Raw genomic sequence first — 11,591 nt, 5'->3', positions numbered from 1 at the left:
CGTCCCGGCGAAGGAACCGATCGCACTTGACCGATACCCCTGACCGGCCCGCCGAGGCGGCAGCCGACCTCCCGCACCACATGGCCGACCCGGCCGAGGGCGCCCCGGCCGAGGCTGGGCCTGCCCCGTCCGCCGAGGCGCCCCCCGCGGCGGCCGAACCGGCCGCGCCGGATGCCGTGGCCGAAGACGCCCCGGCGGAGCCCATGAGGGCCGAGGCGGAGGACGACGAAGCCGTCGCGGCCACCGATGAGGAGGAGGATGATGGCGAGGCGGAGGGCGAGGAGCCCGCCGCGCCGCGCGTCACCTTCACCGATCTCGGCCTGTCCGAGCCGATCCTGCGGGCGGTGGCCGAGGCCGGCTACGTGACCCCGACGCCGATCCAGGAGCAGGCCATCCCGGTCGTGCTGATGGGCCGCGACGTGCTCGGCTGCGCCCAGACCGGCACCGGCAAGACCGCCGGCTTCACCCTGCCGATGCTCGACATCCTGGCCAGCGGCCGGGCCAAGGCGCGCATGCCGCGCAGCCTGATCCTCGAGCCGACGCGCGAGCTGGCGCTGCAGGTGGCCGAGAATTTCGTGAAGTACGGCAAGCACCTGAACTTGGTGCATGCCCTGCTGATCGGCGGCGAGAGCATGAACGACCAGCGCGCGGTGCTCGAGAAGGGCGTCGACGTGCTGATCGCGACCCCGGGCCGGCTGCTCGACCTGTTCGACCGCGGCCGCATCCTGCTGGCCGATTGCAAGGTGCTCGTCATCGACGAGGCCGACCGGATGCTGGACATGGGCTTCATCCCCGATGTCGAGCGCATCGTCTCGCTGCTGCCGGGGATGCGGCAGACGCTGTTCTTCTCGGCCACCATGGCGCCCGAGATCCGCAAGCTCGCCGATGCCTTCCTGCAGAACCCGAAGGAGATCAGCGTCTCCGCGCCGGCGAGCGTGGCGACGACGATCACCGCGGGCCTGCTCTGGACCCGCGAGCTCGACAAGCGCGAGGCGCTGCGCCGGCTGATCCGGCGCGAGGACGTGCAGAACGCGCTGATCTTCTGCAACAAGAAGATCGAGGTGGACATCCTCTACAAGTCGCTGAAGCGGCACGGCTTCTCGGTCGGCGCCCTGCATGGCGACATGGACCAGCCGAGCCGCTTCGCCACGCTGAACCGCTTCAAGGCGGGCGAGCTGCAGCTCCTGGTCTGCTCGGATGTCGCGGCGCGCGGCATCGATATCGGCGGGCTCAGCCACGTCTTCAATTTCGACGTGCCCTTCCGCGACGAGGACTATGTCCACCGCATCGGCCGCACCGGCCGCGCCGGGCGACAGGGCCATGCCTATACGATCGCCACCGTGGACGATGCCCGCAACGTCGCCGCGATCGAGAAGTTGACGGGCATGCCGATCCCGCGCATCGAGATCGAGGGACTCGATCCGGTGAGCAACGAGGAGATCGCCGAGGCGGCGGCGCGGCCGAAGGGCCGTGGCCGCGGCGGCCGCGATGCCGGCCGGGGCCGCGAGCGCGACCGTGACCGCGGCGGGCGGGGGCGGCCGGAGCGCAGCGACAGGCCCGAGCGGAGCGATAGGGACAGACCCGAGCGCGGCGATCGGGATCGGCCGGAGCAGCGCGGCGATCGTGAGAGGCCTGAGCGCAGCGACCGGGATCGGCCGGAGCGTAGCGACCGGGATCGGCCGGAGCGCAGCGACAGGGACAGGCCCGAGCGCAGCGACAGGGATCGGCCGGAGCGTGGCGATCGGGTCCGGGCCGAGGCGGGCGAGCGGGACCGGGGCGAGCGCCCCGACCGTGGCCGGAGCGAGCGCGGCAGCCGCGACCGGAACGAGCCCGCCGAGCAGCGCGACCGCGGCGCCGGCCGCGAGCGCGCCGCGCGGCCCGAGCAGGACCGGCCGGAGCGCTTCGAGCGGGAGCGCGGCTATGCCCCGCGCGATGACCGGCGCCGCGACCGGGACGACTACCGGCGGCGGGATCGCGACGATCTCGGCCCCGCGGTGCGCGGCTTCGGCGATGCCGTGCCGGCCTTCATGCTGATCCCGATCCCCCGCCCGCGCCGCGACGCCGCGACCGAGCAGGAGCAGGAAGCGGCCTGAGCCGGGGCCCGCGCCGCCGCGCCGCGGCGGCGTCGGTCCTCTCGCCGCCTGCCGGCGCCCCGTCGGGCGCCGGGACCCCTCCGCGCCCTGGTTGCAGGCCGTTCGCCGGCGCGCCAGATTGCGCCCATCCGCAAGCCCGCCAAGGGCATCCGAGGAGATCGCCATGAGCCTCGCCAACCCCGTCGCCATCCCCTCCTCGGGTGCGTCCGACACCGCCGTCGTCGCGCCGAAGAGCCCCACGGTCCGTCGTTCCACCCCGGCCTTCGTCTGGGAGGACCCGCTGCTGCTCGAGGGCGCGCTGACCGAGGATGAGCGGATGGTCCGCGACGCCGCCTATCAGTTCTGCCAGGAGAAGCTGCTGCCGCGCGTGCAGGAGGCGTTCCGCAAGGAGCATTTCCACCGCGAGATCATGAACGAGTTCGGCGAGATGGGCTTCCTCGGCGCCACGCTGCACGGCTATGGCTGCGCCGGGATCAACTACGTCTCCTACGGGCTGATGGCGCGCGAGGTGGAGCGCGTCGATAGCGGCTACCGCAGCGCCTTCTCGGTGCAGTCCTCGCTGGTGATGTACCCGATCTACGCCTTCGGCTCCGAGGCGCAGAAGGAGAAGTTCCTGCCGAAGCTGCGCAGCGGCGAGTTCGTCGGCTGCTTCGGCCTGACCGAGCCCGATGCCGGCTCCGATCCCTCCTCCATGCGGACGCGGGCGAAGAAGACGGATGGCGGCTACCTGCTCTCCGGCTCCAAGACCTGGATCACCAACGCGCCGATCGCCGATGTCGCCGTGGTCTGGGCGAAGGACGACGAGGGCATCCTGCGCGGCTTCATCCTCGAGCGCGGCATGAAGGGCCTCTCCTTCCCGAAGATCGAGGGCAAGTTCAGCCTGCGCGCCTCCGTCACCGGCATGATCATGATGGACGAGGTCTTCGTGCCGGAGGAGAACCGGCTGCCGGGGGTGAAGTCCCTCGCCGGCCCCTTCTCCTGCCTCAACCGCGCCCGCTACGGCATCGCCTGGGGCGCCCTCGGCGCGGCCGAGGATTGCTGGCACCGGGCGCGCGACTACACGATGCAGCGCAAGATGTTCGGCCGGCCGCTGGCCCAGACGCAGCTCATCCAGAAGAAGCTCGCCGACATGCAGACCGAGATCACGCTCGGCCTGCACGCCGTGCTGCGCGTCGGCCGGCTGTTCGACGAGGACAAGGCGGCGCCGGAGATGATCAGCCTGGTCAAGCGCAACAATTGCGGCAAGGCGCTCGACATCGCCCGCGTCGCCCGCGACATGCATGGCGGCAACGGCATCGTCGACGAGTACCACGTCATCCGCCACGTCATGAACCTCGAGACGGTCAACACCTACGAGGGCACGCATGACGTGCATGCGCTGATCCTCGGCCGGGCCATCACCGGGCTGAACGCCTTCGGCGGCTGAGGCGCGGGACCATCCGCCATGCCCAGCGCCTTCGGCATGGCGGATGTCGCGGAGCTCGAGCGCGCGATCCAGCTTGCGATCGCGCCGGCCTTCCTGCTCACCGGGATCTTCAGCCTGCTGAACGTCCTGGCGGGCCGGCTGGCCCGGGTCATCGACCGGGAGCGGTCGATCCGCCGCGATGCCAGCCTTGCCCTGCCCGGCGAGGGCCGGCGGCTGGGGCAGCGCGCCCGGGCCGCGCATGCCGCGATCGGCGGCTGCGTGCTGGCCGCGATCCTGCTCTGCTCGCTGATCGTCATCTCCTTCAGCGGCATCTTCCTCGGGCTGCGCGTCGCCTGGCTGCTCGGCCTGCTCCTGGTCGCCGCCATGCTGGCGATGATCGGCGCCCTCGGCCTCTTCCTGCGGGAGATCCGCCTCGCCTCGCACCACCTGCCCCTCGGCCATGACGACTGAGCCGCTGCCCCTCGCCGTCGAGGCGCTCGGCGCCGCCGGGGATGGCATCGCCCGGCAGGAGGGGCGCACCGTCTTCCTGCCCGGGGCGCTGCCGGGCGAAAGGGTGGCGGCCCGGCTCGCCGGGCGGCGCGGCGAGGCCTGGCTGGCCGAGGTCGATGCCGTCCTCGACCCCTCCCCGGACCGCGTGGCGCCGCCCTGCCCGCATTTCGGCCGCTGCGGCGGCTGCGCGGTGCAGCATCTGGCGGACGCCCCCTATGCCGCCTGGAAGCGCGCAACGCTGGTGGCCGCCCTCGCCCGCGCCGGCTTCCCCGGGGCGCCGGTCGCGGCGCTGGCCCGGACGCCGCCCGCCACCCGGCGCCGGGCCGATCTGGCGCTGCGCCGCGGCCCGGCGGGCGTCACGCTCGGCTTCCACGCCGCCGGCAGCCGGCAGGTGGTGGATCTTGCCACCTGCTGCGTGCTCGACCCGCACCTCGTCGCCCTCTTCGGTTCCCTGCGGGAGGTGCTGCGGCGCCTGCCGGCGCTGCGACGCGAGGGATCGGCGGTGCTGAACCTGCTGGAGACCGGCCCGGACCTGCTGCTGCGCACCGATGGGCCGCTTGAGGCGCCCGGCCGGGCGCTGCTGGCCGGCTTCGCCGCGGACCATGGGCTGCCGCGCATCGCCTGGGCGGCGGGGAGCGGCCCGGCCGAGACGGCGGTGCAGCTCGGGCCGGTCGGCATCCGCTTCGGCGGGGTGATGGTGGCGCCGCCGCCCGGCGCCTTCCTGCAGGCGAGCCCGGCCGGCGAGGCGGCCATCCTCGCCGCGGTCCTCGCCGGGCTGCCGGAGCGGCTGCCGGCCCGCGCCGCCCTCGCCGATCTCTTCGCCGGGAACGGCACCCTCACCTTCCCGCTCGCGGCGCGCGCGCGCGTCACCGCTTTCGAGGGCGCGCTGGACTCGGTCGCCGCCCTCGCCGCCGCCGCCGGCAAGGCCGGCGCCCGGGTGCAGGCGGTGCGGCGCGACCTCGACCGGCAGCCGCTGACGGCGAAGGAGCTGCAGGGCTTCGCCGCGGTGGTGCTCGACCCGCCCTATGCCGGCGCCGCGGCGCAGATCCCGCTGCTCGCCCGCGCCGGCGTGCCGCGGATCATCTATGTCTCCTGCAACCCGGCGGCCCTGGCGCGCGACCTGCAGCCCCTGGCCCGGGCCGGCTACGGCGTGCTGGCCGCGACCCCGGTGGACCAGTTCCTCTGGTCGCCGCATCTGGAGAGCGTGGTCGTCCTCGGCCGCTGAAGCTCTTAACTACGAGTCAGAGCCTTCCCTGTATCGCGCTTGCACCCGGCGGCGGCCCGGTCCTTCATGGCGGCAACGGCATTCGAGGAACGTCCCATGCATCAGCCGCTGCGTCGCCGGATGGCGATGGCGAGCCTGCCTGCCCTGCTCGCCGCGCCGGCCCTGCTCCCCCGACCGGCCCTGGCGCAGGCGGCGGCCGGTCCTGGCCCGGGGACGGCCCCAACACCGGCCCCCGGCTTCTACCGCTTCCGGCTCGGCGGCTTCACCGTGACGACGGTGCATGACGGCTTCCGCGACATCCCGCTGCAGGGCTTCGTGCGCAACGCGCCGCTCGAGGCGGTGCAGGCGCTGCTCGCCGAGAGCTTCCTGCCGACCGAGCGCTACCGCATCCCCTTCACCGTCACCTTCCTCGATACCGGCCGGCAGCTCGTCGCCTTCGACACCGGCAATGGCGTGACGCCGCCCGGCGCGACGCTGGGCCGCCTGCCGGAGACGATGCGCGCCGCCGGGATCGATCCGGCGAAGGTCGATCTCGTCGTCCACAGCCATTTCCATGCCGACCACATCAACGGCCTGCTGAATGCCGAGGGCGGCCGCGCCTTCCCGAATGCCGAGGTGGTGGTGCCCGCCGCGGAATGGGCCTGGTGGCGCGACCGCGGCAATGAGAGCCGCAGCCCGGAGGGGCAGCGCGCCACCTTCGCCAACACCGCCCGCTGCTTCGCCCCCTATGAGGGGCGCATCCGGCAGGTGGCGGAGGGCGCCGAGGTGATCCCGGGCCTGCGCGCCATCGCCGCGCCCGGCCACACGCCGGGGCACACCGCCTATCACGTCGCCGATGGCGCGGCGGAGATGATCTTCGTCGCCGACACTACCAACCGGCCCGAGATCTTCGCCCGGCGGCCGGATTTCCACGCGGTCTTCGACTTCGACGCCGATCTCGCCGAGGCCACGCGCCGCCGCCTCTTCGACCGCATCGCCGCCGACCGCGTCCGCATCACCGGCTACCACTTCCCCTTCCCGGCCAATGGCTATCTGGCGAAGGAGGGCGCGGGCTACCGCTTCGTGCCGGCCGACTGGTCGAGCGCCTTGTGATAGGGAGCGCGGGACGGCTTCACCGTCCTGCGCCGGGTTTCAGAAATCCGCGTCGGCGAACTCTCGGAGGCTCGAGCCGCCGGCCAGCACCTTGGTCGCGAGCGAGGAGGTCTCGGGCAGGATGCGCTGCATGAAGAAGCGCGCCGTCGCCAGCTTGGCGCGGTAGAAGGCCTCCTCCCCGGCCCGCGGCAGCGCGAGCTCGGCCATGCGCGCCCAGGCATAGGCCAGCGCGGTGAGGCCGAAGAGGCGGAGATAGTCGCTCGCCCCGGCGCCGGCCTCGAAGGGGTCGCGCAAGCCGCGCTGCGCCAGCTCCGCCGTCACCTGCTGCAGCCGGCCGAAGGCCTTGGCCAGCGGCAGGAGGAAGGGCTCCATCGCCGGATCGTCCTGCCGCGCCTCGATGAAGGCGAGCACCGGGTGGAAGAAGCGCCGCAGGTAGCGCCCGCCATGCGCGCCGAGCTTGCGGCCGACCAGGTCCAGCGCCTGGATGCCGTTGGTGCCCTCGTAGATCTGGGTGATGCGGACGTCGCGGGCGAACTGCTCCATGGCATTGTCGCGGATATAGCCATGGCCGCCCCAGACCTGCATGCCGAGCACCGCCGCCTCCCAGCCGGCATCGGTGCAGAGCGCCTTGAGGATCGGCGTCATCAGCTGCACGAAATCGTCGGCCGCCTGCCGCGCCTCGGGCTCCAGATGGCGCAGCGAGACGTCGTGCTCGAGCGCGGTGAGGGCGCAGAGCGCCCGGCAGCCCTCGGTCATCGCCCGCATGGTCAGCAGCATGCGGCGGATGTCGGGATGCACGAGGATCGGGTCGGCCGGCCGCTCGGGCGCCCGCGTGCCGTCGAGGGCGCGGCCCTGCAGCCGCTCGCGCGCATAGGCGGCGGCGTTCTGGTAGGCGATCTCGGCGATGCCGAGGCCCTGCACGCCGACGCCGAGCCGCGCCTCGTTCATCATGGTGAACATGGCGGCGAGCCCCTTGTGCGGCCGGCCGACGAGCCAGCCCGTCGCCTCCTCGAAGGCGAGCGCGCAGGTGGCGCTGGCCCGGATGCCCATCTTGTGCTCGAGCCCGGTGCAGGCGACGCCGTTGCGCGCCCCCGGACCGCCATCCTCGGTCGGCAGGAATTTCGGTACCAGGAAGAGCGAGATGCCGCGCGTGCCGGGCGGCGCGTCCGGCAGCTTCGCCAGCACCAGATGCACGATGTTCTCGGCCAGGTCGTGCTCGCCGGCGCTGATGAAGATCTTGGCGCCGGTGATGCGGTGGCTGCCGTCGCCGGCCGGCACCGCCCGGGTGCGGATCAGGCCGAGATCGGTGCCGCATTGCGGCTCGGTGAGGCACATGGTGCCGGACCAGCGGCCGCTGGCGAGCTTCGGCAGGTAGAGCGCCCGCTGCTCGGGCGTGCCGTGCCTGGCGATGGCGCTGTAGGCGCCGTGCGAGAGGCCGGGATACATGCCGAAGGCCATGTTGGCCGAGCAGACCATCTCCTCGACCAGCAGCCCGACCGAGCGCGGCAGCCCCTGCCCGCCATAGGCGGGATCGGCGCCGAGCGCCGTCCAGCCGCCCTCGCAGAAGGCGCGGTAGGCGGCGGGAAAGCCGGCCGGCGTGCGCACCACGCCGTTCTCCAGCCGGCAGCCCTCGGCATCGCCCGTCTGGTTGAGCGGCAGCAGCACCTCGCGGGCGAAGCGCGCCGCCTCCTCCAGCACCGGGCCGGTCAGCTCCGGCGTGACCTCCGCGCAGCCCGGCAGCGCGCGCAGCCGGCCGGCCTCGGCCAGCTCGTCGAGGAGGAAGCGCATGTCGCGCAGCGGCGCGTCGTAGAGGGGCATCGGCTCTAATTCCGCAGGGGCCGGCCGGTCTCGAGCATGTGCTCGACCCGCGCCAGCGTCGCCGGCAGGCGCAGCAGCGCCATGAAATTGCGCCGCTCCAGGGCGTGCAGCTCGGCCTCGGTCACCGCATCGACCGGGTCCCTGCCGCCGCCGGTCAGCGTCTCGGCCAGATGGTCGCAGACTACGAGGTCATGCGGCGTCGCCCGGCCGAGCGCCGCCTGCTGCCGCACCGCGAGGCCGAGGGCGACGCGCCCGCTCGCCCCCGGCAGGTGCAGCGGCGCCGGCGCCGGGGGCGGGGCGTAGCCCTCGGCCAGGGCCAGGGCGCGCGCCTTGGCCTCCGCCAGCACCCGGTCGCGGTTGAAGGTGATGCCGTCGGTCGGGCGCAGCAGCCGCATCTCGCGCGCCTCAAAGGCGGATTTCGCCACCTGCGCGGTCGAGATCGCCTCGAAGGCCTTGGCGACCGGCGGCATCGGCCCCTGCGGCGCGCGCGGATCCTCGGCCCAGCGGCGCAGCAGGCCGGTGCAGCCGCCCCAGCCGGGGATCAGCCCGACCCCGGCCTCGACCAGGCCGATATAGCTCTCGGCATGCGCCTGCACCGCGTCGCAATGCAGCAGGATCTCGCAGCCGCCGCCGAGCGCCATGCCGGAGGGGGCGCCGACCACCGGGAAGGGCGCGTCGCGCAGCGCCCGCATCGCCTTCTGCCCCTGCTCGATCAGCCCCTCGATCTCGCCCCAGGCGGCGATGTTGGCGGCGAAGAGGGCGAGGCCGAGATTGGCGCCGACCGAGAATTGCTCGCCCTCGGTGTGGATCACCAGCGCCCGGAAGGCGCCCTTCCTGCCCATCGCCACGGATGTGCCGAGCATCTCCAGCGTGCCGGGATCGAGGGCGTTCATCTTGCTGTGGAATTCGAGGCAGGCGACGCCCTCGCCGATCTCCCAGAGCGAGGCCGAGCCGTTGCGCGCCAGCGGCGTCGAGCGGCGCTTGATGTCGGCGAGCAGCAGCACCCCCTCCGGCCGCGGCACCGGATGATAGGCGCCGTCCAGGCCGAAGGCTTCCAGCCGCCCGGCCTCGACGCGGTAGAAGCCGCCCTCCCCCACCCGCTCGAGCAGCGGCGGCACCGGCCGCCCCGCCGCGGCCAGCGCCGCCCGCAGCCAGCCGGCGCCGAGCCGGTCGATCAGCTCGAAGGGTCCGTAGCGCCAGTTGTAGCCAAGGCGCATCGCCGCATCGACATCAGCGATGCCCTCGGCCACCTCCGGCACCAGCGCGGCGGCATAGCCGAGCAGGTCGAGCAGCACGGCGCGGGCATAGCGCCCGCCGCGATCGGGATGCCCGGCGAGCGCCCGCAGGTCGCGCAGCGCCAGGCTCTCCAGCACCGGCTTCTCGCTGTCGCGGTAGCGGCCGGTGGCGAGATCGACCGTGCGCTTCAGCCGCTCGCCGCCCGGGCCGCGCTCGCGCGCATAGAAGCCGCCCTTGCCCTTCCGCCCGGTGCGGCCCTCGGCGATCATGCCGAGGATCACCGGATGCTCGCGCATCGCCCGCACATAGGGGTCGTCCGCCGGCAGCGCCGCCTTCATGCTGGCCGCGACATGCGGCATGAGGTCGAGGCCGACGAGGTCGAGCAGGCCGAAGACGCCGGTCTTCGGGATGCCGAAGGGCCGCCCCATCACGGCATCCGCCTCCTCCACCGTGAGGCCGAGATCGACCGCATGGTTCACCGCGCTCTGCAGCCAATGGCCGCCGATGCGGTTGGCGATGAAGCCGGGCCGGTCGCGGCAGGCGATCACCGTCTTGCCGAGGCCGCGATCGGCGAAATCGGCGATGCGCGCCGCCACCTCCGGCCGCGTCGCCGGTCCCTGCACCAGCTCCAGCAGCCGCATGTAGCGCGGCGGGTTGAAGAAATGCGTGACCAGGAACTGCGCCGCCGCCTCTGCCGCCATGCCCTCGGTCAGGGCCGCGAGCGGGATGGTCGAGGTGTTGGAGGAGAGGATCGCGCCCGGCCGCCGCACCGGCTGCAGCCGGGCATAGAGGGCGCGCTTGGCCTCGGCCTGCTCGACGATCGCCTCGCAGATCCAGTCGCACTCGGCGAGCAGCGCCAGGTCGCGGTCGAGATCGCCGCAGGCGACCAGCCGCGCCGCCGCCCGGTGCATGAAGGGGGCGGGCTCGGTCTTCAGCATGCGCGCGACCGCCGCCTCGGCCGCGCCGGGCACGATGTCGAGCAGCACCACCGGGATGCCGGCATTCGCCACCTGCGCGGCGATGCCCGCGCCCATCACCCCGGCGCCGATCACGCCGACGCGGCGGATCGGGTCCATCACGGCGCCTCCAGCACGGTGGCGATGCCCTGGCCGCCGCCGATGCATTGCGTCGCCAGGGCGTAGCGCCCGCCCTCGCGCCGCAGGAGCTGCGCCGCCTTGCCGGTGATGCGGGCGCCGGTGGCGCCCAGCGGATGGCCGAGCGCGATGGCGCCGCCATCGAGGTTCACCTTGGCCTCGTCGAGGCCGAGCTCGCGCAGGCAGGCGATAGCCTGGCTGGCGAAGGCCTCGTTCAGCTCCACCACGTCGAGCTCGCGCGCGGTGATGCCGGCCCGCGCCAGCGCCTTCCGCGTGGCGCCGACCGGCCCCATGCCCATCACCTCCGGCCCGCAGCCGGCGACCGCGATGCTCCGCACCCGGGCGAGCGGGGCGAGCCCATGCGTCCGGGCGTAATCGCCCGAGCAGACCAGCAGCGCCACGGCGCCATCGGTGAGCGGCGAGGCGGTGCCGGCGGTCACCGTGCCGTCCTGGCGGAAGGCCGGCTTCAGCGCGGCGAGCCCCTCGGGCGAGGCATCGGCGCGGATGCAGCCATCCTGCGCGACGCGCTGGCCGCCCACCTCCACGGGTACGATCTCGGCTTCGAGGCGCCCCTCGCGTTGCGCCGCCGCGGCCTTGCGGTGGCTGGACAGGGCGAAGGCCTCCTGCTCGGCCCGCCCCACCTGGTGCAGCCGGGCGACGTTCTCCGCCGTCTCGCCCATGGAGACATAGGCCTGGGGATAGCGGGCGGCGAGGCCGGGATGCGGCATCGGGTTGAAGCCCATCATCGGCACGCGGCTCATGCTCTCGACGCCGCAGCAGAGGAAGGCCTCGCCGGCGCCGAGATGGATGGCGCCCGCCGCCTGGTGCACCGCCTGCATGGAGGAGCCGCAGAAGCGGTTCACCGTGGCGCCGGCGACGCCCTCGGGCAGGCCGGCGATGAAGGCGACCAGCTTCGCCGCGTTCAGCCCCTGCTCGCCCTCGGGGAAGGCGCAGCCGAGCACCACATCCTCGATGGTGGCGGGGTCGATGCCCGTCTCATCGACCAGGGCGCGGACCACCTGCGCCGCCATCTCGTCCGGCCGCAGCCGGGTCAGCGCGCCCTTGTGCGCCGGCTGGAAGGGGGAGCGGCGATAGGCCGCGATCACCACATCGGTCAT

General features: G+C 73.5%; 8 protein-coding genes. 5 read left to right on the top strand and 3 right to left on the bottom strand.

Features of this window, described 5'->3' with window-relative positions; all coding sequences use genetic code 11:
* Window positions 1–203: 203 nt before the first annotated feature.
* The 5 genes from DOO78_RS03185 to DOO78_RS03165 all read left to right on the top strand — a co-directional run bounded on the left by DOO78_RS03185 (window position 204) and on the right by DOO78_RS03165 (window position 6,325).
* On the top strand, window positions 204–2,093 hold the full coding sequence (locus tag DOO78_RS03185) for a DEAD/DEAH box helicase (RefSeq protein ID WP_123060001.1): 1,890 nt from the start codon (window positions 204–206) through the stop codon (window positions 2,091–2,093).
* 163 nt (window positions 2,094–2,256) lie between these two features.
* A complete protein-coding gene (locus DOO78_RS03180; protein ID WP_111468294.1) occupies window positions 2,257–3,519 on the top strand; it encodes an acyl-CoA dehydrogenase in 1,263 nt (420 codons plus the stop codon).
* 18 nt (window positions 3,520–3,537) lie between these two features.
* Window positions 3,538–3,969 (top strand): DUF2721 domain-containing protein, encoded by a 432-nt coding sequence (locus tag DOO78_RS03175; protein ID WP_111468293.1) that lies wholly within the window; start codon window positions 3,538–3,540, stop codon window positions 3,967–3,969.
* On the top strand, window positions 3,959–5,233 hold the full coding sequence (locus DOO78_RS03170) for a class I SAM-dependent RNA methyltransferase (protein WP_111468292.1): 1,275 nt from the start codon (window positions 3,959–3,961) through the stop codon (window positions 5,231–5,233). Before DOO78_RS03175 ends, DOO78_RS03170 begins: the two co-directional genes overlap by 11 nt.
* Before the next feature lie 96 nt (window positions 5,234–5,329).
* Window positions 5,330–6,325: an MBL fold metallo-hydrolase gene (locus tag DOO78_RS03165; protein ID WP_165838696.1), complete on the top strand. Its 996-nt coding sequence runs from the start codon at window positions 5,330–5,332 to the stop codon at window positions 6,323–6,325.
* A gap of 39 nt (window positions 6,326–6,364) precedes the next feature.
* Here DOO78_RS03165 and DOO78_RS03160 read toward each other — a convergent pair whose 3' ends face one another.
* From DOO78_RS03160 to DOO78_RS03150, 3 genes are read right to left on the bottom strand one after another with little or no spacing between them, the layout of a single operon-like run.
* Window positions 6,365–8,143, bottom strand: a complete 1,779-nt coding sequence (locus tag DOO78_RS03160; RefSeq protein WP_111468291.1) for an acyl-CoA dehydrogenase C-terminal domain-containing protein — start codon at window positions 8,141–8,143, stop codon at window positions 6,365–6,367.
* Between the two features lie 5 nt (window positions 8,144–8,148).
* The gene (locus tag DOO78_RS03155; RefSeq protein WP_111468290.1) at window positions 8,149–10,455 is read right to left on the bottom strand and encodes a 3-hydroxyacyl-CoA dehydrogenase/enoyl-CoA hydratase family protein; all 2,307 of its coding nucleotides are present in this window, start codon (window positions 10,453–10,455) and stop codon (window positions 8,149–8,151) included.
* Complete coding sequence (locus DOO78_RS03150) at window positions 10,455–11,591, bottom strand: thiolase family protein (RefSeq protein ID WP_111468289.1); 1,137 nt, start codon at window positions 11,589–11,591, stop codon at window positions 10,455–10,457. The genes DOO78_RS03155 and DOO78_RS03150 overlap by 1 nt, the downstream gene beginning before the upstream one ends.

Origin of the sequence: Roseicella frigidaeris (assembly GCF_003258945.1) — a bacterium.
GTDB classification, from domain to species: domain Bacteria; phylum Pseudomonadota; class Alphaproteobacteria; order Acetobacterales; family Acetobacteraceae; genus Paracraurococcus; species Paracraurococcus frigidaeris.
This window is presented reverse-complemented; position numbering and strand designations above follow the sequence as displayed.

Coding starts and splice junctions, on each gene's coding strand:
- DOO78_RS03155 (WP_111468290.1), bottom strand. CDS start 10,455: ATGGACCCGATCCGCCGCGTCGGCGTGATCGGCGCCGGGGTGATGGGC.
- DOO78_RS03150 (WP_111468289.1), bottom strand. CDS start 11,591: ATGACCGATGTGGTGATCGCGGCCTATCGCCGCTCCCCCTTCCAGCCG.
- DOO78_RS03165 (WP_165838696.1), top strand. CDS start 5,330: ATGCATCAGCCGCTGCGTCGCCGGATGGCGATGGCGAGCCTGCCTGCC.
- DOO78_RS03185 (WP_123060001.1), top strand. CDS start 204: ATGAGGGCCGAGGCGGAGGACGACGAAGCCGTCGCGGCCACCGATGAG.
- DOO78_RS03175 (WP_111468293.1), top strand. CDS start 3,538: ATGCCCAGCGCCTTCGGCATGGCGGATGTCGCGGAGCTCGAGCGCGCG.
- DOO78_RS03160 (WP_111468291.1), bottom strand. CDS start 8,143: ATGCCCCTCTACGACGCGCCGCTGCGCGACATGCGCTTCCTCCTCGAC.
- DOO78_RS03170 (WP_111468292.1), top strand. CDS start 3,959: ATGACGACTGAGCCGCTGCCCCTCGCCGTCGAGGCGCTCGGCGCCGCC.
- DOO78_RS03180 (WP_111468294.1), top strand. CDS start 2,257: ATGAGCCTCGCCAACCCCGTCGCCATCCCCTCCTCGGGTGCGTCCGAC.